At 52.8% G+C, this 26,016-nt stretch carries 24 protein-coding genes and 3 pseudogenes; 11 read left to right on the top strand and 16 right to left on the bottom strand.

Features of this window, described 5'->3' with window-relative positions; all coding sequences use genetic code 11:
* Positions 1 to 33: 33 nt before the first annotated feature.
* Positions 34 to 108, top strand: a pseudogene (locus NNN64_RS05690) (hypothetical protein); the annotation flags it as partial.
* A gap of 79 nt (positions 109 to 187) precedes the next feature.
* On the opposite strand, the gene NNN64_RS05685 reads toward NNN64_RS05690, so the two are convergent.
* The 5 genes and pseudogenes from NNN64_RS05685 to gltB form a co-directional block, all read right to left on the bottom strand.
* The gene (locus tag NNN64_RS05685; RefSeq protein ID WP_271440752.1) at positions 188 to 1,468 is read right to left on the bottom strand and encodes a cytosine deaminase; all 1,281 of its coding nucleotides are present in this window, start codon (positions 1,466 to 1,468) and stop codon (positions 188 to 190) included.
* Positions 1,458 to 1,952, bottom strand: a pseudogene (locus NNN64_RS05680) (cytosine permease); the annotation flags it as partial. The gene NNN64_RS05685 and the pseudogene NNN64_RS05680, both read right to left, overlap by 11 nt.
* Positions 1,913 to 2,383, bottom strand: a pseudogene (locus NNN64_RS05675) (DUF1016 N-terminal domain-containing protein); the annotation flags it as partial. The pseudogenes NNN64_RS05680 and NNN64_RS05675, both read right to left, overlap by 40 nt.
* A 208-nt stretch (positions 2,384 to 2,591) precedes the next feature.
* Positions 2,592 to 4,010: a glutamate synthase small subunit gene (locus tag NNN64_RS05670; protein WP_271440751.1), complete on the bottom strand. Its 1,419-nt coding sequence runs from the start codon at positions 4,008 to 4,010 to the stop codon at positions 2,592 to 2,594.
* Positions 4,011 to 4,022: 12 nt separating this feature from the next.
* A complete protein-coding gene (gene gltB / locus NNN64_RS05665; protein WP_271440753.1) occupies positions 4,023 to 8,483 on the bottom strand; it encodes a glutamate synthase large subunit in 4,461 nt (1,486 codons plus the stop codon).
* 686 nt (positions 8,484 to 9,169) lie between these two features.
* Between gltB and NNN64_RS05660 the strand changes: the two genes are divergently transcribed.
* The 4 genes from NNN64_RS05660 to mtgA all read left to right on the top strand — a co-directional run bounded on the left by NNN64_RS05660 (position 9,170) and on the right by mtgA (position 14,236).
* Positions 9,170 to 10,099, top strand: coding sequence for a TIGR01212 family radical SAM protein (locus NNN64_RS05660; RefSeq protein WP_271440750.1), 930 nt, complete (start codon positions 9,170 to 9,172; stop codon positions 10,097 to 10,099).
* A gap of 201 nt (positions 10,100 to 10,300) precedes the next feature.
* Entirely contained in the window at positions 10,301 to 12,637 is a 2,337-nt protein-coding gene (gene arcB / locus NNN64_RS05655) for an aerobic respiration two-component sensor histidine kinase ArcB (RefSeq protein WP_137382439.1), read from the top strand.
* 229 nt (positions 12,638 to 12,866) lie between these two features.
* Positions 12,867 to 13,520: an isoprenoid biosynthesis glyoxalase ElbB gene (gene elbB, locus NNN64_RS05650; RefSeq protein ID WP_271440749.1), complete on the top strand. Its 654-nt coding sequence runs from the start codon at positions 12,867 to 12,869 to the stop codon at positions 13,518 to 13,520.
* Positions 13,517 to 14,236 carry a monofunctional biosynthetic peptidoglycan transglycosylase gene (gene mtgA, locus NNN64_RS05645; protein ID WP_200037927.1) on the top strand — a complete coding sequence of 240 codons (720 nt, stop codon included), beginning with the start codon at positions 13,517 to 13,519 and terminating at the stop codon, positions 14,234 to 14,236. Before elbB ends, mtgA begins: the two co-directional genes overlap by 4 nt.
* Before the next feature lie 98 nt (positions 14,237 to 14,334).
* Here mtgA and npr read toward each other — a convergent pair whose 3' ends face one another.
* The 11 genes from npr to NNN64_RS05590 all read right to left on the bottom strand — a co-directional run bounded on the left by npr (position 14,335) and on the right by NNN64_RS05590 (position 22,260).
* Positions 14,335 to 14,607, bottom strand: a complete 273-nt coding sequence (gene npr, locus NNN64_RS05640; protein WP_003828770.1) for a PTS phosphocarrier protein NPr — start codon at positions 14,605 to 14,607, stop codon at positions 14,335 to 14,337.
* On the bottom strand, positions 14,604 to 15,458 hold the full coding sequence (gene rapZ, locus NNN64_RS05635) for an RNase adapter RapZ (RefSeq protein ID WP_048213428.1): 855 nt from the start codon (positions 15,456 to 15,458) through the stop codon (positions 14,604 to 14,606). Before rapZ ends, npr begins: the two co-directional genes overlap by 4 nt.
* Before the next feature lie 45 nt (positions 15,459 to 15,503).
* Positions 15,504 to 15,995: a PTS IIA-like nitrogen regulatory protein PtsN gene (gene ptsN, locus NNN64_RS05630; protein ID WP_048213427.1), complete on the bottom strand. Its 492-nt coding sequence runs from the start codon at positions 15,993 to 15,995 to the stop codon at positions 15,504 to 15,506.
* An 83-nt stretch (positions 15,996 to 16,078) separates the two neighbouring features.
* Positions 16,079 to 16,366 carry a ribosome hibernation promoting factor gene (gene hpf, locus NNN64_RS05625; RefSeq protein ID WP_271440748.1) on the bottom strand — a complete coding sequence of 96 codons (288 nt, stop codon included), beginning with the start codon at positions 16,364 to 16,366 and terminating at the stop codon, positions 16,079 to 16,081.
* Positions 16,367 to 16,388: 22 nt separating this feature from the next.
* Positions 16,389 to 17,822, bottom strand: a complete 1,434-nt coding sequence (gene rpoN, locus NNN64_RS05620; protein ID WP_271440747.1) for an RNA polymerase factor sigma-54 — start codon at positions 17,820 to 17,822, stop codon at positions 16,389 to 16,391.
* A gap of 46 nt (positions 17,823 to 17,868) precedes the next feature.
* Complete coding sequence (gene lptB / locus NNN64_RS05615) at positions 17,869 to 18,594, bottom strand: LPS export ABC transporter ATP-binding protein (protein ID WP_048213425.1); 726 nt, start codon at positions 18,592 to 18,594, stop codon at positions 17,869 to 17,871.
* A 6-nt stretch (positions 18,595 to 18,600) separates the two neighbouring features.
* Positions 18,601 to 19,155, bottom strand: a complete 555-nt coding sequence (gene lptA, locus NNN64_RS05610; RefSeq protein ID WP_040234136.1) for a lipopolysaccharide ABC transporter substrate-binding protein LptA — start codon at positions 19,153 to 19,155, stop codon at positions 18,601 to 18,603.
* Complete coding sequence (lptC, locus tag NNN64_RS05605; protein ID WP_048213423.1) at positions 19,124 to 19,699, bottom strand: LPS export ABC transporter periplasmic protein LptC; 576 nt, start codon at positions 19,697 to 19,699, stop codon at positions 19,124 to 19,126. The genes lptA and lptC overlap by 32 nt, the downstream gene beginning before the upstream one ends.
* Positions 19,696 to 20,262 (bottom strand): 3-deoxy-manno-octulosonate-8-phosphatase KdsC, encoded by a 567-nt coding sequence (gene kdsC / locus NNN64_RS05600; protein ID WP_005121322.1) that lies wholly within the window; start codon positions 20,260 to 20,262, stop codon positions 19,696 to 19,698. Before kdsC ends, lptC begins: the two co-directional genes overlap by 4 nt.
* Positions 20,263 to 20,282: 20 nt before the next feature.
* On the bottom strand, positions 20,283 to 21,269 hold the full coding sequence (gene kdsD, locus NNN64_RS05595) for an arabinose-5-phosphate isomerase KdsD (RefSeq protein ID WP_048213422.1): 987 nt from the start codon (positions 21,267 to 21,269) through the stop codon (positions 20,283 to 20,285).
* A gap of 13 nt (positions 21,270 to 21,282) precedes the next feature.
* Complete coding sequence (locus NNN64_RS05590) at positions 21,283 to 22,260, bottom strand: calcium/sodium antiporter (protein WP_271440746.1); 978 nt, start codon at positions 22,258 to 22,260, stop codon at positions 21,283 to 21,285.
* Between the two features lie 214 nt (positions 22,261 to 22,474).
* On the opposite strand from NNN64_RS05590, the gene mlaF reads away from it, so the two are divergent.
* The 6 genes from mlaF (at position 22,475) to ibaG (ending at position 26,010) form a co-directional block, all read left to right on the top strand.
* The gene (gene mlaF / locus NNN64_RS05585; RefSeq protein WP_048213420.1) at positions 22,475 to 23,287 is read left to right on the top strand and encodes a phospholipid ABC transporter ATP-binding protein MlaF; all 813 of its coding nucleotides are present in this window, start codon (positions 22,475 to 22,477) and stop codon (positions 23,285 to 23,287) included.
* A 7-nt stretch (positions 23,288 to 23,294) separates the two neighbouring features.
* Positions 23,295 to 24,077 carry a lipid asymmetry maintenance ABC transporter permease subunit MlaE gene (mlaE, locus tag NNN64_RS05580; RefSeq protein ID WP_048213419.1) on the top strand — a complete coding sequence of 261 codons (783 nt, stop codon included), beginning with the start codon at positions 23,295 to 23,297 and terminating at the stop codon, positions 24,075 to 24,077.
* A 4-nt stretch (positions 24,078 to 24,081) separates the two neighbouring features.
* A complete protein-coding gene (gene mlaD, locus NNN64_RS05575; protein ID WP_048213507.1) occupies positions 24,082 to 24,639 on the top strand; it encodes an outer membrane lipid asymmetry maintenance protein MlaD in 558 nt (185 codons plus the stop codon).
* A gap of 18 nt (positions 24,640 to 24,657) precedes the next feature.
* Positions 24,658 to 25,293: a phospholipid-binding protein MlaC gene (mlaC, locus tag NNN64_RS05570; RefSeq protein WP_043017796.1), complete on the top strand. Its 636-nt coding sequence runs from the start codon at positions 24,658 to 24,660 to the stop codon at positions 25,291 to 25,293.
* On the top strand, positions 25,293 to 25,586 hold the full coding sequence (mlaB, locus tag NNN64_RS05565) for a lipid asymmetry maintenance protein MlaB (protein WP_137382434.1): 294 nt from the start codon (positions 25,293 to 25,295) through the stop codon (positions 25,584 to 25,586). Before mlaC ends, mlaB begins: the two co-directional genes overlap by 1 nt.
* A gap of 169 nt (positions 25,587 to 25,755) precedes the next feature.
* Entirely contained in the window at positions 25,756 to 26,010 is a 255-nt protein-coding gene (ibaG, locus tag NNN64_RS05560; protein ID WP_005121314.1) for a BolA family iron metabolism protein IbaG, read from the top strand.
* The last annotated feature ends 6 nt before the right edge of the window (positions 26,011 to 26,016 follow it).

Genomic DNA, 26,016 nt, shown 5'->3' with positions numbered 1-26,016 from the left:
GTATTTTATATATCATCTGTATGAGCATATCCATTACGCAGCCGCCCGCTGGCGCGTAAAAAACTGTCGAAAATGGTTGAGGGAGAACTTGAACAGATGTGTTGCAGATTAGCAGTCTGACAGAAAATATTTCGCCATACGTTTTTGCCGCAGGCTGTGAGTCTGCGGCCATGTCCGAAAAGAAAATCTAGCGCTTAAACGTTACCGCTTCTGGCTGCGCCAGGTGGAGTGTTGTCTGGCTTGGCACCGTCTCGGCAATAACCCGCCCATGACGGATGGAATAACGTGCAGGTGTCTGGCGACGAACCGCATCAAACCCATTTTCAGCAGGTAAAATCACCAGGTTAGCGGAGTTCCCAATACTCAAACCGTAGTCCTGTAAGTGCAGGGTTTTCGCGCTGTGGGTGGTGATGAGATTTAGCCCATCGTTGATTTGTCCGTACCCCATCAACTGACACACGTGTAATCCCATATGCAGAACTTGCAGCATATTCGCGGTTCCCAATGGGTACCACGGGTCAAAAACGTCATCATGCCCAAAGCAAACATTGATGTCCGCTTCCAGCATCTCTTTGACGCGGGTGATGCCACGGCGCTTAGGATAGGTGTCAAATCGTCCCTGCAGGTGAATATTCACCAGCGGATTTGCAACGAAGTTAATACCTGACATTTTCAACAGACGGAAAAGGCGGGAAGCATATGCGCCGTTATAGGAATGCATCGCCGTGGTGTGGCTGGCTGTCACGCGCGCTCCCATGCCATCACGATGCGCCAGCGCCGCGACGGTTTCAACAAAGCGCGATTGCTCATCATCAATCTCGTCACAGTGCACATCGATAAGTCGGTCATACTTCTGCGCCAGGGCGAAAGTTTTGTGCAGCGACTCAACGCCATATTCACGCGTGAATTCAAAGTGAGGAATTGCGCCAATGACGTCGGCACCCAAACGCACAGCCTCTTCTAATAGCGCTTCGCCGTTAGGATAAGAAAGAATACCTTCCTGTGGGAACGCTACAATCTGCAGCTCCACCCACGGTGCCACTTCTTGCTTCACTTCAAGCATGGCTTTCAGTGCCGTGAGCGTAGGATCGGAAACGTCTACGTGAGTTCGGACATACTGGATACCGTTGGCCATCTGCCACTTGAGGGTCTGCATGGCGCGGGTTTTCACGTCTTCGTGGGTGAGCATTGCCTTGCGTTCGGCCCAGCGCTCAATACCTTCAAACAACGTACCCGATTGGTTCCAGCTGGGCTCCCCCGCAGTTTGCGTTGTGTCCAGGTGGATGTGTGGTTCAACGAAAGGGGGAATGGCCAACCCGCCTTCGGCATCAAGCACCTCGCCCTGTGGCGCAGATGCTGTTTCCTGGGGATCAATACGGCTAAAACGCCCGTTTTCAATCGTGATTTGCCACAATCCTTCACGCCCCTGCAGACGGGTTTGAGTTAGGGTGATGGTGTTATTCTGCATGACTGACCTCCGGGGATTTTGCAAGGCTACGATTGAAAAGGGGATTCAGCAGGATATAGCTGAATACGCCGCCAAGTACGGCGTTGACCGGCACAATACCGGGAATATAGTGATCGGCGGCGATAATCACTCCGCCAATAGGAGGGATCGCCGCCGACAGGAATGTCAGCCTGCCGACAAAGTTATTGTACAGCCATAATGCGTACAGCGCGTTGTCGTTAGTTGTCCAGATATTCAGGCCGAGCACCACAATCGCAGGCAGCAGCAGGCCCTGGGCTATCATCACATCTGAGATATCTGCCTGTCCTACCGCGGCGGCCCCAGCGGCTCCGAAGATAAACATCAACGAGTTGCCAAGGAAAAAAGCCACCATGGCAATCAACACTGCGCCTTTGGCATTTCGCCCGAAGCGGACGAAGTCGGCGGTTAAGGTGCCTGCGCTCACAAACGATCCGACGACCAACGCCAGTGCCGTGGAAATTTCTCATAAAAATTGCGGGCATCGGGATTTTTTACCGAGAGTAAACGCACGTAAGCTGACCAGGGAAGTGGAAAAATTTTTGCGAGCCGTACCAGAAGTGAAGATTCTGCAGACACTGTCTGCGGAATTTCAATGCACTGAAAATATAGATAAAATGTTCTCATTTGCCACAAATTCCGGGTGGAAAAACCACGCTTATAGCGCAGGCTTAAATCTGCAGATAACCGCTCAATGAGCTGAATACCATAAGCCGCCCGTGTTTCACCGCCTTGTTCAAACTCGACAATTCTCCTGCCGATTTCCCAGTAGGTTGCCGTCATCAACGCATTAATACTGCGGACAGTCTCAGTGTGGGCAGTATCCACTAATCGAATAATACCGTCATGGATTTGCTGATAATCGTCAGCGTGTTGTGGTGGTGTAAGTACAGTCATGTCATCCCTGGCGCGATAGTTGCTAAATGAAAATATATCGCTATCAATACGCTTCAGGCATAGCCCGGTCAATCCAGGCGAAGTGTATTACATTGAGTTGCACCTGCATCTGCGAGCGGTTTTCGAAAAATGGGGCAGGAAATATTTAGCAGGGAAATATTGGCTCCCCATCCATCAGCGTCAGGCTGTGGCAGGGGAGCCAGAAGTATTACACTTCCAGGTAATTCATAATTCCGTCAGCCGCTTTACGACCTTCGGCAATGGCTGTGACAACCAGATCCGAACCGCGCACGATGTCGCCACCGGCAAAGATTTTCGGGTTGCTGGTCTGGAAGGCGTTGTCGCTGCGTTCCGGAGCAATAATACGCCCCTGCGAATCCAACTCGACGCTATGTTTTGCCAGCCATTCCATGCTGTGTGGGCGGAAACCAAACGCCAGTACGACGGCATCAGCCGGTACTATATGCTCGGAACCGGCGACGATCTCCGCGCGACGACGGCCCTTCGCATCCGGTTCGCCCATTTCGGTACGCGCCATTTTCACGCCGCATACTTTACCGTTGGCATTCACTTCCACACCTAACGGCTGGACGTTGAACTGGAATTCCACGCCTTCTTCACGCGCGTTTTTCACTTCGCGTTTGGAACCCGGCATGTTTTCTTCGTCGCGGCGATAGGCGCAGATTACGTGTGCTGCGTTCTGGCGAACCGAGGTGCGCACGCAGTCCATCGCGGTATCGCCCCCGCCGAGAACGACGACGCGTTTACCTTCCATGCTGATGTATGGCTCGTCGCTGCTTTCGCCAAAGCCCATTAACTGTTTGGTATTGGCGATCAGGAACGGTAGGGCATCAAAGACGCCATCAGCATCTTCGTTTTCCAGCCCACCACGCATTGACTGATAGGTGCCGACGCCCAGGAACACGGCGTCATAATCCTTCAGTAACGCTTCGAGCTGCACGTCACGGCCCACTTCGACGTTGAGTTTGAACTCGATGCCCATGCCGGTGAAAATTTCACGACGCCGGGTCATCACCTCTTTTTCCAGCTTGAACGCCGGGATGCCGAAGGTCAGCAGACCACCGATTTCCGGGTGGCGATCAAACACAACAGCCTTCACGCCGTTACGGGTTAGCACATCCGCACAGGCCAGACCTGCCGGACCCGCACCAATAATGGCGACACGCTTGTCCGTCTGACGAACGCCGGTCATATCCGGACGCCAACCCATTTCGAAGGCTTTATCGTTGATATAGCGCTCGATATTGCCGATGGTCACTGCGCCGAATTCGTCATTCAGCGTACATGAACCTTCGCACAGCCTGTCCTGCGGACAGACACGGCCGCACACTTCCGGCAGCGTGTTGGTCTGGTGAGACAGCTCTGCTGCTTCAAAGATACGCCCTTCGTTAGCCAGCTTCAGCCAGTTCGGGATGTAGTTATGTACCGGGCATTTCCACTCACAGTACGGGTTACCGCAGGACAGGCAGCGGTCTGCCTGTGCCTTAGCCTGACCTTCTGAAAATGGCTCGTAAATTTCGATAAACTCGATCTTACGGATCTTCAGCGGTTTCTTTGGCGGATCAACGCGCTGCAGGTCGATAAATTGGTATACGTTCTGACTCATTGCTGCTACCCCTTACTGCGCCTGCACACGCAGCTCAGCTGCGCTACGACTACGGTGACCCAACAGTGCTTTCACATCACTGGACTTTGGTTTTACCAGCGCGAATTTCGCTGAGAACGCTGGCCAGTTTGCCAGGATCTCTTCGCCGTGCGAAGAACCGGTATGCTGCACGTGTTCGGTAATTAAACCGCGCAGATGCTCTTCGTGGATAGCCAAAGAGTCCACGTTCAATACTTCAACCAGTTCCGGGTTCACGCGTTTGCGGAATTCACCGTCTTCGTCCAGTACGTAGGCAAAGCCGCCTGTCATACCTGCACCGAAGTTAACGCCAGTTTTCCCAAGAATACAGACGATGCCGCCGGTCATATATTCACAGCCGTTGTCGCCAATACCTTCAACCACGGTGATGGCCCCGGAGTTACGTACCGCAAAGCGCTCACCCGCACGGCCCGCGGCAAACAGACGACCACCGGTGGCACCATACAGGCAGGTGTTACCAATGATGCTCGCCTCATGGCTACGGAAAGCAGAGCCAACCGGAGGGCGCACCGCCAGCAAACCGCCCGCCATGCCTTTGCCGACATAGTCGTTGGCATCGCCGGTCAGATACAGTTCTACGCCACCCGCATTCCATACGCCGAAGCTCTGGCCTGCGGTACCGCTGAAGTGCGCTTTGATCGGGTCAGACGCCAGGCCCTGATCGCCGTGTGTCTGGGCAATATAACCTGATAACGACGCGCCAACTGAACGGTCGGTGTTGCGAATATCAAACCAGAAGGTTTTGCTCTGGCGCTCATCGACAAACGGTTTTGCCTGTTGCAGCAACTGTGCGTTCAGCACACCGTTATCAAACGGTGGGTTGTTCTCGGTGCAGAACAGCGCTTTTCCGGGATGTGGCTCGGCGGTTTCCAGCAAGCGAGACAGTTCCAGCTTCTGCTGTTTGGCGGTAAATCCTTCCAGTTCTTTCAGCAGGTCGGTGCGGCCAATCAGATCCACCAGACGTTTCACGCCCAGTTGTGCCATCAGATCGCGAACTTCACGGGCAATAAATTCAAAGTAGTTGGTCACTTTGAACGGCAGGCCGTGATAGTGATTCTTACGCAGTTTGTCGTCCTGCGTTGCCACACCGGTTGCGCAGTTGTTCAGGTGGCAAATACGCAGGTATTTACAGCCCAGCGCGACCATTGGGCCGGTGCCGAAGCCAAAACTTTCTGCGCCGAGGATGGCCGCTTTGATGATGTCGACACCGGTTTTCAGACCGCCATCGACCTGCAGACGAATCTTGTGACGCAGGCCATTAGCGACCAGTGCCTGTTGAGTTTCCACCAGGCCCAGCTCCCACGGACAACCCGCGTATTTCACCGATGACAGCGGACTTGCGCCGGTGCCGCCATCGTAGCCCGCGATGGTGATCAGATCCGCGTAGGCTTTCGCCACGCCAGTGGCAATAGTGCCGACGCCGGGTTCGGAAACCAGCTTCACGGAAATCATTGCTTTCGGATTGACCTGTTTCAGGTCGAAAATCAGCTGCGCTAAGTCCTCGATAGAGTAAATATCGTGGTGCGGCGGCGGGGAGATCAGCGTCACGCCAGGTACGGAATAGCGAAGCTTCGCTATGTACGGCGTCACTTTGTCACCTGGCAACTGACCCCCTTCACCCGGTTTCGCACCCTGAGCGACTTTAATCTGGATAACATCGGCGTTGACCAGGTATGCCGGGGTCACACCAAAGCGACCGGATGCGACCTGCTTAATGCGTGACACTTTATTCGTGCCATAACGCGCCGGATCTTCACCACCTTCGCCGGAGTTGGAGTTACCGCCGATGCTGTTCATGGCTTCAGCCAGCGCTTCGTGTGCTTCCGGGCTTAATGCGCCGATAGACATGGCCGCGGTATCAAAGCGTTTAAACAGCTCGGTTGCGGGTTCTACCTCGTCAATGCTTACGGCTTCATCACCAGGTGCGATCGCCAGCAGATCGCGCAGCGTGGCTGCCGGGCGCTCATTCACCAGCTTGGCATATTCCTGATAGTCGCTGTATTCGCCACTTTGTACCGCCTGTTGCAGTGTGCGCACTACGTCAGGGTTGTAGGCGTGATACTCACCGCCATGAACGTACTTCAGCAGCCCGCCCTGGCTAATGGGTTTGCGTGCCAGCCAGGCATGTTTGGAGAGGTTTAGCAGATCCTGCTGGAAGTCAGTAAAACCTGCACCACTGATGCGGCTAACCACGCCCTGGAAACACCGCGCCACGACATCGTCGTGGAGGCCAACAGCTTCGAACAGCTTCGAGCAGCGGTAAGAGGCGATGGTCGAAATGCCCATTTTGGACATGATCTTGTACAGACCTTTGTTGATGCCGTTACGGTAGTTCTGCATCACGGTCCGGTAATCTTTGGCGATCGCCTGGGTATCGATCAGACGTCCCAACGTTTCATAGGCGAGATACGGATAAATAGCCGTCGCGCCAAAGCCCAGCAGCACAGCAAAATGGTGGGGATCGCGGGCGCTTGCGGTTTCGACGATGATGTTGGCATCGCAACGCAGGTTTTGTTCTACCAGACGGGTTTGTACCGCCCCGACAGCCATGGGGGCAGGAACCGGTAAGCGGTTTTTCGCGATATTACGGTCAGAGAGCACCAACAGTACCGTTCCGTTACGTACCATCTGTTCGGCTTTATCGCACAGGGTTTTGACTGTTTCTTCGAGCGTGGTTTCCGTCACGTCGAAGGTGATATCCAGCCAGTCGGCGCGATAGTGCTCTTCTTTCATGGTGGTGAGCTGGGTGAAATCGGAGTACAGCAGAATCGGTGATTTAAAGCTCAGGCGGTGTGCCTGGCCTTCTGCCTCGCAAAAGACGTTCATCTCACGACCGATGCTGGTGGCCAGCGACATCACGTGCGCTTCACGCAGCGGGTCGATAGGCGGGTTGGTGACCTGCGCGAACTGCTGACGGAAGTAGTCATAAATAATGCGTGGTTGGCTGGAGAGCACGGCAAACGGGGTGTCATCACCCATTGATCCAACGGCTTCCTGGCCGTTCTCTCCCAGGACCCGAATGACGGAGTCCAGCTCTTCGGCGCTGTAGTTAAACTGTTTCTGGTAGCTGGCGAGGGTATCATCGTCCAGTTCGCGGCTGCCGACCTGATCGTCTGGCAGATCTTCAAACGGCACCAGTCGGCGGACGTTCTTCTCCATCCACTCTTTATACGGGTGGCGGCTTTTCAGATCGTCATCAGTTTCGGCGGAATGCAGAATGCGCCCGCTGCGGGTATCAATAACCATCAGTTCGCCCGGGCCGACGCGACCTTTCTCGACCACTTCATCCGGCTGATAATCCCAGATCCCAACTTCAGAAGCGCAGGTGATGAGTTTGTCTTTGGTGATGACATAGCGCGCCGGGCGCAGGCCGTTACGGTCAAGGTTACAGGCGGCAAAACGACCGTCTGACATGACAATACCTGCCGGGCCGTCCCATGGTTCCATGTGCATGGAGTTAAAATCGAAGAACGCGCGCAGCTCCGGGTCCATATCCGGGTTGTTCTGCCAGGCAGGCGGTACCAGCAGGCGCATAGCACGGATGATGTCCATCCCGCCTGCCAGCAGCAGTTCCAGCATGTTATCCATAGAACTGGAGTCGGAACCGGTTTCGTTGACGAACGGCGCGGCATCGTGCAGGTCAGGGATCAGCGGCGTCTGGAATTTATAAGTACGCGCACGCGCCCACTGGCGGTTGCCGGTGATGGTGTTGATTTCACCGTTATGCGCCAGGTAGCGGAACGGCTGCGCCAGCGGCCAGCGCGGCACGGTGTTGGTGGAGAAGCGTTGGTGGAACAGGCAGATGGCCGACTCCAGGCGCAGGTCCGCGAGGTCCAGGTAAAAGCGCGGCAAATCTGCCGGCATACACAGACCTTTATAGATATTAACCAGATTAGACAAGCTACAGACGTAGAAGTCTTTATCGTCCTGGAGGCGTTTTTCGATACGACGGCGTGCGATGAACAGGCGGCGCTCCATATCGCGTGGACGCCAGCCAGCAGGGGCGTTGACAAAAATTTGCTCAATACGAGGCAGGGAGGAAAGGGCGATTTCACCGAGAACACCTTCGTTGGTTGGCACGTCGCGCCAGCCTACGATCGACAGAGTCTCCTGCTGTAATTCTTCTTCAACAATGCGACGAGATGCCGCTGCCAGTTCAGGGTCTTTATTTAAAAAGATCATGCCAACGGCGTAGTTTTTAGCTAAACGCCAGCCGCGCTCTTGCGCAACAATGCGGAAAAAGCGGTCAGGTTTTTGTAACAGCAAGCCGCAACCATCGCCGGTTTTGCCATCGGCAAGAATTGCGCCACGGTGCTGCATACGGGCCAGCGCGTGTATGGCGGTACGCACTACCTTGTGGCTAGGTTCGCCTTCTATGTGGGCGATCAGGCCGAAACCACAGTTATCCTTCTCAAGAGATTTATCGTACAACATATCAGTGAACCTCCCCAGGCTCTGCGGGACACCTCTCCGATACCGTTTGCGCGCGGGCACACCAAGAGCATGGCGACGGGGTTTGCGTTTCATTCGCTCACCTCGCATTCGCCCTCTTTATCCTTTTCGCATAGGTCAAACAAGTTTGAGGACTTGCTTCAGAGGGAATCTCAATTACTGCATAAATATGATGAGCAGGCTGCTCATCCAGAAAGCTTCCAGCGGATTTCCAAGTTATCGGGAATCCACACACAGGTCAAATGGCAATCTTATTTATGCAAAAATGTGCTATAGGGCGATTAACTTTATGAAAGCATTGAAAATAAAGGTGTTTTTACATTGATTTAACCTGAGTGAGATCGCTGGTGAAGTGTGATCTGTCTCACTGTCAGAAAGGCCGGTTATCTCCCGTCCTCCCTTTGTTTATCTCAATGTTTGGTATTTTATGCTGGTTTGTAGACTTTCGGCGTCTTAAAGATACTGTTTTTATATGAGAGCCATCAGAAGATAAAAAAAATAGCGAGATATAAGGAAAAATAATGACTTTTTGATTGAATGAAATTTCGATTATTTTGAATTATTATTCAATGAATAAAGGCTCGCCAGGGCGATTGATCCAGGTCATCGCCGACTGGGGCTAAAAATGGCAGGCTTTGGCCTCTTTTCAAGGCGCGGTCTATCAGATTATGCAGTTACAGAAATTAGTCAATATGTTTGGTGGGGATCTTTCTCGCCGTTATGGGCAAAAGGTTCATAAACTCACGCTACACGGCGGGTTTAGCTGCCCAAATCGCGATGGCACCATTGGACGTGGCGGATGTACCTTCTGTAATGTCGCCTCCTTTGCTGACGAAGCGCAGCAGCATCATTCTATCGCTGAACAACTTGAGCATCAGGCGCAATTAGTGAATCGCGCGAAGCGCTATCTGGCCTATTTTCAGGCATACACCAGTACCTTTGCGGAAGTACAGGTGCTGCGTTCGATGTACCAACAGGCGGTTAGTCAGGCCAGCATCGTCGGGCTGTGTGTTGGCACGCGCCCTGACTGTGTGCCGGATGCTGTGCTCGATCTGCTATGCGAGTACAAGGATCAGGGCTACGAAGTGTGGCTGGAACTGGGTTTGCAAACGGCCCATGACAAGACGCTGCATCGCATTAATCGTGGGCATGATTTTGCCTGCTATCAGCGTACCACCCAACTGGCACGGGAGCGTGGGCTGAAAGTATGTTCACACCTTATTGTCGGTTTGCCGGGAGAAGGGCAGGAGGAATGCCTGCAAACGATGGAACGCGTGGTCGAGACAGGCGTCGACGGTATTAAGCTGCATCCGCTGCATATCGTGAAGGGCAGTACGATGGCGAAAGCCTGGGAGGCCGGACGGTTGCACGGCATCGAACTGGATGAGTACACGGTCACCGCAGGTGAGATGATTCGCCATACGCCACCCGAGGTGATTTATCACCGTATTTCCGCCAGCGCGCGCCGCCCAACGCTGTTGGCACCGCTATGGTGTGAAAACCGCTGGACCGGGATGGTCGAACTGGATAAGTACCTTAACGAGCACGGCGTGCAAGGCTCGGCGCTGGGTACGCCGTGGATTCAGCCGGGGAACTAACCTTCTGTAGGTCGTAGGCCGGATTAGCGAAGCGACATCCGGCAATCTGCGCCTGCTTGCCTGATGGTGCCTGGCTTATCAGGCCTATGATGAACCACTCCCCAGTCATTTCACCGATAACCCCCGCATTTCTTGCACAATCTTAAACGTCACGCTGAGAATTGAGTATTATTGTGCCAAGTTGTCGTGAAGGAACCCTCTATGAAGCAAATTCGTATGCTGGCGCAATACTATGTCGACCTAATGATGAAGTTAGGTCTGGTGCGCTTTTCGCTGCTGTTGGCGCTGGCTTTGGTTGTGTTGGCAATTGTGGTGCAGATGGCTGTCACTATGGTGCTGCATGGCCAGGTAGAAAGCATTGATGTCATCCGTTCTATCTTTTTTGGCCTGTTAATTACCCCGTGGGCCGTCTACTTCCTGTCGGTGGTGGTTGAACAACTGGAGGAGTCCCGGCAACGCCTTTCACGACTGGTACAGAAGCTGGAAGAGATGCGCGAGCGCGATCTCAAGCTCAACGTGCAGTTGAAGGATAATATCGCCCAACTCAATCAGGAGATTGTCGAACGTGAAAAGGCGGAAGCGGAGCGGCAGGAGACGTTTGAACAACTGAAGGTCGAAATCAAAGAGCGTGAAGAAGCGCAGATCCAGCTTGAGCAGCAATCTTCATTTTTACGTTCTTTCCTTGATGCTTCACCGGATCTGGTTTTTTATCGCAATGAAGATAAAGAGTTTTCCGGCTGTAACCGTGCTATGGAGCTGCTGACCGGTAAGAGCGAAAAGCAACTGGTGAATCTAAAACCGGCTGATGTGTATTCGCCAGAAGCGGCGGAAAAAGTTATTGAAACCGACGAGAAGGTATTCCGCCATAACGTTTCGCTGACCTATGAGCAATGGCTCGACTATCCGGACGGGCGCAAAGCCTGCTTTGAGATACGTAAAGTGCCTTACTACGACCGCGTCGGGAAGCGACACGGTCTGATGGGCTTTGGTCGTGATATTACCGAGCGTAAGCGCTATCAGGACGCCCTTGAGCGCGCCAGCCGTGACAAGACCACCTTTATCTCTACGATCAGCCATGAACTGCGTACACCGCTTAACGGTATCGTCGGTTTAAGTCGGATCCTGTTGGATACAGATTTAACCGCTGAGCAGGAAAAATATCTCAAAACTATCCATGTTTCCGCCGTGACGCTGGGGAACATTTTCAACGATATTATCGATATGGATAAGATGGAGCGGCGCAAAGTCCAGCTCGATAACCAGCCAATCGATTTCACCAGCTTTATGGCGGATCTGGAAAACCTCTCCGGCTTGCAGGCGCAACAAAAAGGATTGCGCTTTGTTCTTGAGCCGACGCTACCGCTGCCACATAAGGTCATCACAGACGGAACGCGTCTGCGTCAAATTCTGTGGAATCTGATCAGCAATGCCGTGAAATTTACCCAGCAAGGGCAGGTGACCGTACGGGCTCGCTATGACGAGGGAGACATACTGCATTTTGAAGTGGAGGATTCCGGGATCGGTATTCCACAGGATGAGCAGGATAAAATCTTCGCCATGTACTATCAGGTGAAGGATAGCCATGGTGGTAAACCGGCAACGGGTACCGGGATTGGACTGGCCGTATCGAAGCGTCTGGCGAAAAACATGGGCGGTGATATTACGGTTTCCAGCCAGGCCGGAAAAGGCTCTATCTTTACGCTAACCGTGCATGCTCCTGCCGTGGCGGAAGAGATTGAAGATGCTTTTGAAGACGATGAAATGCCGTTACCCGCCCTGAATGTGCTGCTGGTGGAAGACATTGAACTGAACGTTATTGTTGCGCGTTCGGTGCTGGAAAAGCTGGGCAATAGCGTGGATGTCGCGATGACCGGACAAGCCGCGCTGGACATGTTCAAACCGGGTGAATATGACCTGGTGCTGCTGGATATTCAGCTACCGGATATGACTGGGCTCGATATCTCCCGCGAGCTGACGCAAAAATATGCGCGCGAGGATCTCCCACCGCTGGTGGCTCTCACCGCCAACGTACTGAAAGATAAAAAAGAATATCTGGATGCAGGAATGGACGACGTGCTGAGTAAGCCGCTGTCAGTTCCGGCGTTAACCGCCATGATCAAAAAATACTGGGATACCCGAAACGAAGAGGAGAGCACTGTGACGTCTGAAGAAAGCAGTAAATCGCAAGCGCTGTTAGATATTCCCATGTTGGAACAATACCTCGAACTGGTCGGGCCGAAGTTGATCACCGACGGTCTGGCGGTGTTTGAGAAAATGATGCCGGGATATTTGAGCGTGCTGGAGTCTAATCTGACTGCCCGTGATAAAAAAGGCGTGGTTGAGGAAGGCCATAAAATTAAAGGTGCAGCCGGATCTGTCGGTCTGCGCCACCTGCAACAGTTGGGTCAGCAAATTCAATCACCCGACCTTCCTGCCTGGGAAGATAACGTGGCTGAATGGATTGAAGAGATGAAGCAGGAGTGGCAGCACGACGTGGCGGTATTAAGAGCCTGGGTTGCGAGCGTGGAAAAAAAATGACCCCGGCTTGACCGGGGTGCGCGAATACTGCGCCAACACCAGGGAAATCGTGGCTGCGCCGTAAATTATTATCATTGTTTACAAGGGCGCAGCCCTAATTTTCAGGCCGCACGCAGTTAAGATAGCAAATCTTAAATAATTTGTTACATGAATCAGTTAAATGTGTGAAGCGTGGCATTCTAATCAGAATTATTAATATGCTTCAGTCAGTTGCGAAAGGAGTATCACGATGAAAAAAGTTGGCGTAGTGCTCAGCGGATGTGGCGTGTATGACGGTGCAGAAATCCACGAAGCCGTACTCACGCTGCTGGCTATTGCCCGCCATGGTGCTCAGGCTATCTGCTTTGCGCCAGATAAACAGCAGGCGGATGTGATTAATCATCTGACGGGCGAGCCGATGCCGGAAACGCGCAACGTCCTGATTGAAGCTGCGCGTATTACGCGTGGTGATATTCGCCCCCTGGCCCAGGCGGTTGCAACGGAGCTGGATGCGCTAATTGTGCCTGGCGGGTTTGGCGCAGCAAAAAATCTGAGCAATTTTGCCAGCCAGGGCAGTGAATGTCGGGTTGATAGCGACTTAGCCGCGCTGGCGAAGGCGCTGCATCAGGCCGGTAAACCCCTGGGATTCATGTGTATTGCTCCTGCTATGTTACCTAAGATTTTTGACTTCCCGCTGCGTCTGACCATTGGCACTGACATTGATACAGCGGAAGTGCTGGAAGAGATGGGCGCTGAACATGTGCCTTGCCCGGTCGATGACATTGTGGTTGATGAAGATAATAAAGTGGTCACCACGCCTGCTTACATGCTGGCGCAGGATATCGCCCAGGCGGCGAGTGGGATCGACAAACTGGTCTCGCGTGTTCTGGTACTGGCTGAATGAGAAAAGGGGCTACCGCCTTTCTGCGACGTCTATTTCTGCGGGCAGTTATTGTCCTCGCCGTGTTTTGGGGCGGGGGTATAGCGCTCTTCAGCGTGATGCCCGTTCCTTTCTCGGCGGTCATGATTGAGCGGCAGCTTGGTGCCTGGATACAGGGTAATTTCGGCTATGTGGCGCATTCTGACTGGGTCAGTATGGATGAGATATCACCGTGGATGGGGCTGGCGGTCATTGCCGCTGAGGACCAGAAATTTCCCGACCACTGGGGATTTGATGTCTCTGCGATAGAGAAAGCGCTGGCGCATAACGAACGTAATGAAAACCGTATTCGGGGCGCCTCGACGTTATCGCAACAAACGGCAAAAAACCTCTTTTTGTGGGATGGGCGTAGCTGGGTGCGCAAAGGGCTCGAGGCCGGGTTAACGCTGGGGATAGAAACTGTCTGGAGCAAGAAGCGCATCCTGACGGTTTATTTGAATATTGCGGAGTTTGGCGATGGAGTATTCGGTGTAGAGGCTGCATCACAGCGCTATTTCCATAAACCCGCCAGCCGTCTTAGCCCGTCTGAAGCGGCATTGCTGGCGGCGGTTCTGCCCAATCCGTTACGTTTTAAGGCGAGTGCGCCTTCCGGCTATGTGCGCAGTCGTCAGGCGTGGATCATGCGCCAAATGCGCCAGCTGGGCGGTGAGTCGTTTATGCGTGAAAATAAGTTGTATTAGCGTAGTTATTGCCGGATGCGGCGTAAACGCCTTATCCGGCCTACGGGAGTAGGTCATTGCCGTGTAGGCCTGATAAGCGTAGCGCATCAGGCACTTCACTAATCCTCGTCAAATCCCGAGTTAAACAGGGCAATTACCGCGGCCAGGGCCTCAACTTCCTGCGGACCCGTGGCTTCAACTTCTATCTGGCGTCCTTTGGCGGAATCCAGCATCAGCAGAGCGATAACGCTGTTTGCCTCGGCTTCCGTTCCTTCATCATTACGCAGCAGAACTTCTGCTTCAAAACCCTGCATTAGCTCAAACAGTTTCATTGCCGGCCGGGCATGCATGCCCAGCTTATTCGTGATTTCAACAGTTTGCTTCACGGTCATGATTTGCGTTTTTCCAACGTACGATGGCGTGACTGCACGTTTTTACCGCGTGAGCGGAAGTAGTCTGCCAGTTGCTCTGCAATATACACCGAACGGTGTTTCCCGCCGGTACAGCCGATGGCTACAGTGAGGTAGCTGCGGTTGTTGGTCTCCAGCATGGGTAACCATAGCTCAAGATAGCTGCGAGTCTGGTAGATAAAATTGTGTACTTCTGTGTGTCTGTCGAGGAAGGCCGCGACGGGCCTGTCCAGACCGGTCATCGGGCGTAGCTTTGGATCCCAGTGCGGGTTAGGCAGGAAGCGGACATCAAAGACGTAATCCGCATCAATAGGGATTCCGTGTTTAAAGCCAAAGGACTCAAATACCATCGTTAATTCACGTTCACGTTTGCCCAGCAGTCGGGTACGTAACATTTCCGCCAGCTCGTGCACAGACATTTCAGAGGTGTCTACGATCAGGTCAGCGCGCGAACGCAACGGCTCCAGTAAATCGCTTTCTTTATCGATAGCGCTTTCCAGGGACAAGTTCTTGCTGGACAGCGGGTGTAAACGGCGCGTATCGCTGTAGCGGCGAATCAGCGTGTTACGGTCGGCATCAAGGAACAGCAGTTGCGGTGAGAAGCCTTCAGGCAGGTTACTCATGGCCTGCTCAAAAATCTCCGGGGACTCGGGCATGTTGCGCACGTCAATGCTGACAGCCGCAGATATCTGGCGATCGGCGAGGGTTCGAGCCAGTTCGGGCAACAACACGACGGGAAGGTTATCCACGCAGTAAAAACCCATATCTTCCAGCGCGCGCAGGGCGACAGACTTACCTGACCCTGAACGACCGCTGACGATCATCAGTACCATGTACTGTTTCTCCTCACAACGACAGAAAAGGATGCCATTGGGTTGTTATGCTTCATCCTGTCCACCTTCGGTGTCAGTGATGATTTGATACAACTCCTGGTCACTCTGCGCGGCGCGCAGGCGACGACAGATGGTTTTATCTGCCAGACGTTTTGCGACCAGTGACAACGTATGCAAATGCGTCTTGGTTTGGTCCGCCGGGACCAGCAGGGCGAAAAGCAGATCGACTGGCTGATTATCAATGGCATCGAACGCGATTGGCGTTTCAAGTTGAACAAATACACCAACCGCACGCAGGGTGTCTTCTTCCAGCTTTCCATGCGGAATGGCAATACCATTGCCAATACCGGTACTGCCCATTTTTTCACGCGTCAGAATGGCTTCAAATACCACCTGAGGAGGCAAGCTAAGTTGTTTTGCCGCCAGTTCACTGATGATTTCCAGTGCGCGTTTCTTGCTTTGGCAGTGAACGGCCGCGCGCGTACATTCCTGGTTAAGAACATTGCTCAGTTGTAGAGTCGTATCGTTATTTGTCATAATTTCACCTAAGCGCTAACTGTACAAATGGCCCGTTGTGCTGCACAACAGGCCGTCCTGCACCCGCTAACTGCCCGGACAAGTTAGTGCTGTTTCAGTTTATCTTTATGTTTTGTTAACTGCCGAGCCAGTTTATCAATTAAACCGTCAATGGCGGCGTACATATCCTGACCTTCCGCGCTGGCATGAATTTCGCCACCGTTCACATGCAGTGTTGCATCCGAGATGTGTGTGACCTTCTCCACTTTCAACACAATATAGACCTGATTAATCCGGTCGAAATATTGTTCAAGCTTGGCGAACTTTGCGGTGACAAAGTCGCGCAGGGCCTCAGTGATTTCGACGTTATTTCCAGTGATGTTGAGCTGCATAGTGTCTTCCTTATCGGTTGGGTCAAACCAGCTGTTTGCGCTGGTTAGACGGCGGAATGGATAAAGACTCTCGGTACTTCGCAACGGTGCGGCGCGCCACCATGATACCTTGTTCTGACAGCATAGAGGTTAACTTGCTGTCACTCAGCGGTTTCGCTGGGTTCTCGGCCGCAATTAATTTCTTCACCAGTGCGCGGATAGCTGTAGAAGAGGCTTCGCCTCCGCCTTCAGTGTTAACGTGACTGGAGAAGAAATACTTCAATTCAAAAATGCCGCGCGGACTGTGCAGATACTTTTGCGTGGTCACTCGGGAAATGGTCGATTCATGCATCTCGACGGCCTGGGCGATATCGGCCAGCACCATCGGTTTCATATACTCTTCGCCTTGTTCAAAGAAGGCTTGCTGTTGCTCAACGATACAGCGGCTAACGCGCAATAGCGTGTCATTGCGGCTTTCCAGACTTTTAATCAGCCATTTTGCATCCTGAAGGTTGCTACGAATGAACTGACTGTCAGCATCATTGCGCGCGTTATTGCACAGGGCGGCGTAGTGTTGGTTGATCTGTAAACGCGGAATGCTGTCACTGTTGAGTTCGACTACCCAGCGATCGTTATGCTTACGCACCAGCACATCCGGGATGACGTACTCTGGTTCACCGGTCTGGATAGATTGTCCAGGTCTTGGGTCAAGCGACTGGATAAGATTGACGGCTTCTTTCAGCACATCTTCTTTCAGTCGGGTTACGCGCATCAGGGTGCGGAAGTCGTGGTTGGCGAGCAGATCAAGGTGATCGCTGATGATCAGACGTGCTTCTTCCAACCATGGAGTGGCTTTGTCAAACTGCGAAAGCTGGATCAGTAAGCAATCGCGGAGATCTTTTGCTGCCACACCCACGGGATCAAAACGCTGAACGCGTTTAAGCACGGCTTCGACTTCATCGATACCGACGTCGTCATCGCCCATGCTGTCGAGTATGTCGTCCAGCGTGACGGTGAGATAGCCCGTTTCGTCGACTGCATCCACAATTGACGTGGCAATAGCACGATCGGTATCTGAGAATGGCGTCAGTTCCACCTGCCACATCAGGTAATCTTGCAGCGATTGCGTGGTTTCACCCTGATACACAGGCAGTTCGTCGTCGATGTAATCCCCGCTGGTGCCAGACGGCGTCCCTGCGGTGTAAATCTCATCCCAACTTGCATCCAGCGGCAGCTCTTCCGGCATCTCTTTTTGTTCGAGTGCGTCAGCCGTATCGAGGGATTCGCTATCCTGCTTTTCCTGGGTATCAATTTCGTCGTGAAGATCGGTTTGCTCGAGCAGTGGGTTACTTTCCAGCGCTTGCTGAAGTTCTTGCTGAAGTTCCAGCGTGGACAACTGCAACAGACGGATAGCCTGTTGTAGCTGAGGCGTCATCGCCAGTTGTTGGCTAAGCCTGAGTTGCAAACCTTGCTTCATGTTCAGAGTTGTTGTCTCCTGCGGTGACGTGAAGTCTACTACCCTATCAGAGTCTGAAGTCTTCCCCAAGGTATACGCGTTTAACGTGCTCGTCCTGCAGGATTTCTGTCGGCGTACCGTGTGCGATCAGGTGTCCCTGGCTCACAATGTAGGCGCGCTCACAAACAGCCAGCGTTTCGCGCACGTTATGGTCGGTAATCAGCACGCCAAGCCCGCTGTCGCGCAGGTGTTCAATAATACGTTTGATGTCAATGACGGAAATCGGGTCAACACCGGCAAAGGGCTCATCCAACAGGATAAATTTGGGATTAGCTGCCAGTGCGCGGGCGATCTCCACACGGCGGCGTTCCCCACCGGAGAGTGCCTGTCCAAGGCTGTCACGCAGATGTTCGATATGGAATTCTTCCATCAGCTCATTGGCGCGATCTTCACGCTGCTCGCTGGAAAGATCGTCACGAATTTGCAGAACCGCCATCAGGTTATCAAATACACTCAGGCGACGAAAAATAGAGGCTTCCTGCGGTAAGTACCCGATACCGCGACGGGCACGCGCATGCAGAGGTAACAGACTGATATCTTCGTCATCAATGATAATGTTGCCAGCATCGCGCGGCACAATGCCGACTACCATGTAAAAGGTTGTGGTTTTGCCCGCACCGTTAGGACCGAGCAGACCGACGATCTCCCCGGAGTTGACGGTCAGGCTGACATCTTCCACCACACGACGGCCTTTGTAGGCTTTTGCAAGATTCTTTGCAGTTAATGTTGCCATAACGAATCAGTTACCTTTTTTCTCTGCCGGAGCCTTGGTCTTGTTTTTGTCCTGCAATTGCGACGGAACCAGAACGGTGGTGACGCGTTTGCCTTTCTCACTGAAGGCCTGCATTTTCTGTTCTTTTACCAGATAGGTGATCTTATCGCCCGTGATGTTGCTATCGAGCTGTTCCAGATAAGCCTTACCGGTAAGGACGACGAAATCTTTTGCCAGCTCATAGTGCATCTGTGAGGCGTGGCCTTTAACCGGTTTACCATTGTCCTGCATCTGGTAAAAGGTCGCCGGATTGCCATATCCATCAATCACTTCTTTACCGTCTTCACCGCCCGGACGCGTGACGACGACCTTATCGGCATTAATTTTGATCGTGCCCTGAGTCACGATGACATTGCCGGTAAACGTCACCACGTTGCCCTGCATATCCAGAGACTGCTGGTCCGATTCAATGTGAATCGGCTGCTCGGTATCGCCAGTGACGGCAAATGCCGGAATGCTGGCGGCCAGAAGTGAGCTGGCAAGCACAAGATTAAGGCTGAGTTTGTTTGTTTTGGATTTCATATGAGGTTCTAACCTTTTCAATCAGCTCGGCGTTCTTGCTGCGTAAGTTGCCGCGCATCTTCAGTCCGCTGGAGTTAAATGTTGTTCCATACAACGTGACCAGATCATCGGAAGTGACATCTTGTGTCACAAGGTTGATCTGCGCGTTATCGGTAGTAATTCTGCGTAGTTGAGAGTCAGGCACCAGCGCGTTAACCTCAACATGGCCATACAGGTACAGCATCCGATCGTTGGTCAACTTGGCCTTATCGGCCTTGATCGACCAGGTCGGTACTTTGTCCTTATCAAACGTGGTTAACACCGGTTGGGTGAACCACGAAACTGCTTGATCTGAATAATATTCAACGTGTTGCGCGATCAAATGATAGCTCAGCGCGCCCTCAGGGCTGTACACGACGGTGTCGGTATGCTCGCTCTTATAGGTTGGCTCGTTGTTATTAACGACAACCTGGGCGGTGTCGTCTTTGTCTGCCAGGTTAATACCAATCATCACAAGGACAGCCAGCGACAGTAGAATGATAACCCAACGTCTGGTTTTGCTCATATCGATTGCCCTTTGGCCTCATCCAGTTTGCCCTGCGCCAGGAGTAATAAGTCGCAGACTTCGCGCACTGCGCCGCGCCCCCCGTCGATACGGGTGACGTAATCGGCCCGCGGGATCAGCAACGGATGAGCATCCGCTACCGCGACGCTTAATCCCACTTTTGCCATCACCGGCCAGTCGATCAGGTCATCGCCGACATACGCCACATTCTCAGGCGCGATTGCCAGTTTGCTAAGCAGATCGCCAAAGGCAACCAGTTTGTCCGACTGCCCCTGATACAGATGTGTGATCCCTAATGTGGCACAGCGATCTTCTACAAGTTTAGCCTTTCGTCCGGTAATAATGGCAACCTCAATACCGGAAGTGAGCGCGCAGCGAATTCCGTAGCCATCGCGGACGTTAAACGCCTTCAGCTCTTCACCGTTGTTGCCCATATAAATCAGACCATCAGACAGCACGCCATCCACATCAAGGATCAGCAGACGGATGTTTTCTGCCCTGGTGATGACGTCAGTGCTGACGGGTCCATAACAGGTCGCAAGCGACGCACCTGCTTTACTCATTTTCTTTATCCTTGAGTTTCTTACACTACACCTGCACGCAGCAGATCATGCATATGTAACACACCCAGTAACTGGTCGCCATCAGCAACCATTACCGAGGTGATATGGCGGGACTGCATTAAGTTCAGGGCATCAACGGCAAGAATCCCTGGACGCACGCGAATGCCCCCAGGGGTCATCACATCGGCAATGCCTAACTGGCGTACATCAACGCCCATATCGAAGACACGACGTAAATCGCCATCCGTAAAGATGCCGTCAATCTTCATCGCGTCATCGCAAATGACGGTCATGCCGAGATTTTTCCGCGTGATCTCCAGTAAGGCATCACGCAGACTGGCGCTTTTAGTCACATGCGGGATTTCGTCTCCCGTATGCATAATATCGTTTACGCGCAACAAAAGCTTACGCCCCAGTGCGCCACCAGGATGAGATAACGCAAAATCTTCTGCGGTGAAGCCGCGTGCTTTGAGTAACGCAACGGCAAGCGCATCGCCCATGACCAGCGTTGCGGTCGTACTGCTGGTCGGTGCCAGACCTAATGGGCAGGCTTCTTTGGGCACTTTAACACACAGATGGACATCTGCTGCACGCGCCATACTGCTTTCCGGACGACCCGTCATGCAAATAAGGGGGACGTGCAGGCGTTTTAACACCGGAATTAACGCTGCAATCTCATTAGATTCACCTGAGTTAGAAATGGCAATCACGACGTCCTGCGGTGACACCATACCCAGATCGCCGTGTGCGGCTTCGCCAGGATGCACAAAAAATGAGGGCGTGCCGGTACTGGCAAACGTGGCGGCCATCTTGCGCCCGATATGCCCTGATTTTCCCATTCCCATCACCACGACTTTACCCGGGCAACTGAAAATCTTTTCACAGGCGAGGGTAAAGTTCTGGTTGATGTACTGATCAAGCTCCGCCAGGCCTTCACGTTCAATTGTCAGGACTTCCTTGCCTGCTTGCTGAAAGTCAAAACCCGGTTGCAACTCTAAGTGCGACATAATGCGTTTCCAGTTATCCAACGAGAAGTGGCGATAACCAATACAGCATCGCCAGCCATATGATAAAACCGCTGGTCAGAAGCGCACCCGCGCCACGACCAATCTGGCGCGGACGTCGCCAGCAGAGTAATGCAAAAATAACGCTCACCAGCAGCATGACGCTATAGTCACGGATGAAGGCCATCGGGTTGACCTCGCCCGGTGTAATCAGTGCAGGTAACCCAAGAACGATAACTATATTAAAAATGTTCGCGCCGATGATGTTACCAACGGCAATATCGTTTTCACCTTTACGCAAACCTGCAATGGCGGTTGCCAGTTCTGGCAGGCTGGTACCAATGGCGACCACCGTCAGCCCGATGGTGAGTTCGCTCATGGCAAAGTAATTTGCCAGTACAGTGGCGTTATCAACCACCATACGCGTTGCCATTGGCATAATGATCAGCGCTATCCCCAACCATAAAAATGCGACAGGCAATCCGCCTTCGCGAGGCAGTTCCGCTACTTGCTCCCGGGTCAGGCTGTCATTGCCCTGGCGTTCTGCCAGACGGGCGATTTTAACAATGAATAGCAGCCATAGCACGGCCAGAAGCAGAAGAAAGAGGCCATCACTGCGGCTTAACTGCCCGTCATACAGTACGGACGCGGCCAAAATGCTTACCAGCAACATTAACGGTAATTCACGACGCAGAACATCGGAATGCACGGTAAAAGGATGAATGAGTGCTGACAGGCCTAAAATAAGAAGAATATTGGTGATGTTGGAGCCGATGGCGGTACCGACGGCTAAATCGAGCTGCCCATTCATTGATGCTGCAACAGAGACAATAATCTCAGGTAGGGATGTGCCGATGCTGACGACCGTCATTCCAATAATGATGGGGGGGATACCGAAGGTGCGGCATAAAATGGATGCAGCAAATACCAGACGGTCGGCACCGTAGACCACCAGAAGTAAACCAATTATTAACAGTGCCGTCGCTAAAAGCATCTAAAGTCCTTTCTTCAGGTATACTCGCCGGTCCACGTGAAGGATCTTCTGGAAGCCGTAACGAATTCTTAATTTTGACTTTATGCGGCTAAAAAGTAAAACAAATGCCAGCTTTCGCTAACCAGGACAGGCAATAATCTGTAAATATGTCGAGTTCAGGGCTAAATTGAGCGCCAACTCTTCGATCAACGAGGCAATAGTAAAGGATGAATCAATGGGTCAGTCTGTGGCGAATCTAGTCGATATGCGCGATGTCAGCTTTTCCCGAGGTGACCGCTGCATCTTTGATAATATTTCCCTGACGGTGCCGCGCGGTAAGGTGACGGCGATCATGGGGCCATCAGGCATCGGCAAAACGACGCTGTTACGTCTGATTGGCGGGCAGATCCCGCCAGATAAGGGCGAAATCCTGTTTGACGGCGAAAATGTCCCAGCCATGTCTCGTTCACGTTTGTACACCGTGCGTAAGCGCATGAGTATGCTGTTTCAGTCCGGGGCGCTGTTTACCGACATGAACGTGTTTGACAACGTCGCTTATCCACTGCGTGAGCATACGACGCTGCCCAAGGCGTTGCTCAAGAGCACGGTGATGATGAAACTGGAAGCTGTCGGCCTGCGTGGTGCGGCAAAACTCATGCCTTCTGAATTATCCGGTGGGATGGCGCGACGTGCGGCATTAGCACGCGCCATTGCGCTGGAGCCAGATCTCATCATGTTTGATGAACCGTTCGTCGGGCAGGATCCTATCACCATGGGCGTGCTGGTGAAGCTGATTTCAGAGCTGAACAACGCGCTGGGCGTCACCTGCGTGGTGGTCTCTCACGATGTGCCAGAGGTACTGAGTATTGCGGATTACGCCTATATTATGGCGGACAAAAAGATAGTGGCCTACGGTAGTGCTCAGGCACTACAAGAAAATGCCGATCCGCGCGTGCGTCAGTTCCTCGATGGTATTGCCGATGGGCCGGTTCCGTTCCGCTACCCGGCGGGCGATTACCATACCGATTTACTTAAAACAGGGAGTTAAGCCACCCATGTTGTTAAATGCGCTGGCATCACTCGGACATCGAGGGATAAAAACCCTCAGGACGTTCGGGCGAGCCGGATTAATGTTGTTCAATGCGGTAGTCGGCAAGCCGGAGTTTCGCAAACATGCGCCGCTGCTGATCCGCCAGCTCTATAATGTCGGTGTCTTGTCGATGCTGATCATTATCGTTTCTGGCGTGTTCATCGGGATGGTGCTGGGATTGCAGGGATACCTGGTCCTGACAACCTACAGCGCAGAAACCAGTCTCGGTATGCTGGTGGCGCTGTCCTTGCTGCGAGAACTGGGGCCGGTTGTTGCGGCGCTGCTGTTCGCCGGGCGAGCCGGATCGGCGTTAACCGCGGAAATCGGCCTGATGCGGGCAACCGAGCAGCTTTCCAGCCTGGAAATGATGGCGGTTGATCCTTTGCGTCGAGTAGTTTCTCCGCGCTTTTGGGCGGGTGTCATTTCATTGCCGCTGCTGACGATTATTTTTGTCGCGGTTGGGATTTGGGGTGGCTCGCTGGTCGGCGTTAGCTGGAAGGGGATTGATGCAGGCTTTTTCTGGTCGGCTATGCAAAATGCCGTCGACTGGCGTCTGGATCTGGTCAACTGTTTGATTAAGAGCGTGGTGTTTGCCATTACGGTCACATGGATTGCATTGTTCAATGGTTATGATGCGATTCCGACCTCCGCCGGAATTAGCCGGGCTACGACACGCACCGTTGTGCACGCATCTCTTGCCGTTCTGGGGCTGGATTTTGTGCTGACCGCACTGATGTTTGGGAATTGAGTTCATGCAAACGAAAAAAAATGAAATTTGGGTCGGGGTATTCCTGCTGGTTGCGCTGCTGGCGGCGCTATTTGTCTGCCTGAAAGCGGCTAATGTGACCTCCATGCGTACTGAACCAACCTACACGGTTTATGCGACCTTTGATAATATCGGCGGCCTGAGAGAGCGCTCTCCAGTGCGGATTGGTGGGGTTGTTGTGGGGCGAGTTTCGGATATCTCGTTAGATCCCAAAACATACCTGCCACGCGTAACGTTGGACATCGAATCGCGCTTTAACCATATCCCGGACACCAGCTCGCTGAGCATCCGCACCTCTGGTCTGCTGGGTGAGCAGTATCTGGCATTAAACGTGGGTTTTGAAGATCCTGAGCTGGGAACGTCTATCCTCAAAGATGGCAGTACGATTCAGGACACGAAATCCGCGATGGTGCTGGAAGATATGATTGGTCAATTCCTCTACAACAGTAACAGTAAAGGTGATGACAATAAGAATTCTGGCGATGCGCCAGCCGCAACTGAAGGCAATAATGAAGCCACTACGCCTGCAGGCGCAACGAAATAATCTCAGGAGAATCGACGTATGTTTAAACGATTGATGATGGTGGCTATGCTGGTCATTGCCCCCCTTAGCGCGGCAACCGCAGCGGACCAGACTAACCCGTATAAACTGATGAATGAGGCGGCGCAGAAAACTTTCGATCGTCTGAAAAACGAACAGCCGAAGATCCGTTCTAACCCGGATTATCTGCGTCAGGTGGTTGATCAGGAACTGCTGCCATATGTGCAGGTTAAGTATGCCGGTGCGCTGGTGCTGGGCCGTTACTACAAAGATGCGACACCGGCCCAGCGTGACGCCTATTTTGCCGCATTCCGCGAATATCTGAAGCAGGCTTACGGTCAGGCGCTGGCGATGTACCACGGTCAGACCTATCAGATTGCCCCTGAACAGCCGCTGGGTGATGCGACCATCGTTCCTATCCGCGTGACGATTATCGATCCAAACGGCCGTCCGCCAGTACGTCTGGATTTCCAGTGGCGTAAAAACTCCCAGACCGGTAACTGGCAGGCATATGACATGATTGCCGAAGGCGTCAGTATGATCACCACCAAACAGAATGAGTGGAGCGACCTGCTGCGCACGAAAGGTATTGATGGCCTGACGGCACAGCTGAAATCTATCTCTCAGCAGAAAATCACTCTGGAAGAGAAGAAATAATGACGCAGTCACTCACCTGGACGCGTGAAGGTGACAAGCTGATGCTCGCGGGAGAGCTGGATCAGGACGTGTTAAATCCGTTATGGGATGCACGCGTTGAGGCGATGAAAGGGGTAACCTGCATCGATCTGAGCCAGGTTTCCCGGGTTGATACCGGTGGTCTGGCATTGCTGTTGCATCTGGTTGACCAGGGCAAGCAACAGGGGAATCGCGTTTCGCTCACCGGTGTTAACGATAAGGTTTATACCCTGGCACAGCTTTACAATTTGCCTGACGACGTCCTTCCGCGTTAATTTTTCCAGGCTGGATAAGGCCTTGTGCCGCCATCCGGCAAAACTCCTGAAGGGGATCTGCCACCAAAGCCTTGTCTGATTTATCAGCGAGGCTTTTTGCTTATTTATGACAGCGCCACTTTGCTCTAAGATGTTGGGCTGTTTTCACTATCTGACAAATGAAGAGCCCATGGAAAATAATGAAATTCAGAGCGTGCTGATGAACGCACTCTCCCTCCAGGAAGTCCACGTTTCTGGTGACGGCAGTCACTTTCAGGTTATTGCCGTGGGTGAGATGTTTGACGGCATGAGCCGGGTCAAGAAGCAGCAATCGGTCTATGGCCCATTGATGGAGTATATTGCGGATAACCGCATTCATGCTGTGTCGATTAAAGCGTTTACCCCAGCGGAATGGGCGCGCGATCGCAAACTTAACGGTTTTTGAGCTACG

This window comes from Citrobacter sp. Igbk 14, from assembly GCF_028069825.1.
Taxonomy (GTDB): domain Bacteria; phylum Pseudomonadota; class Gammaproteobacteria; order Enterobacterales; family Enterobacteriaceae; genus Citrobacter.
The sequence above is the reverse complement of the archived record's forward strand: the minus strand, read 5'-3'. Positions and strand labels throughout refer to the sequence as shown.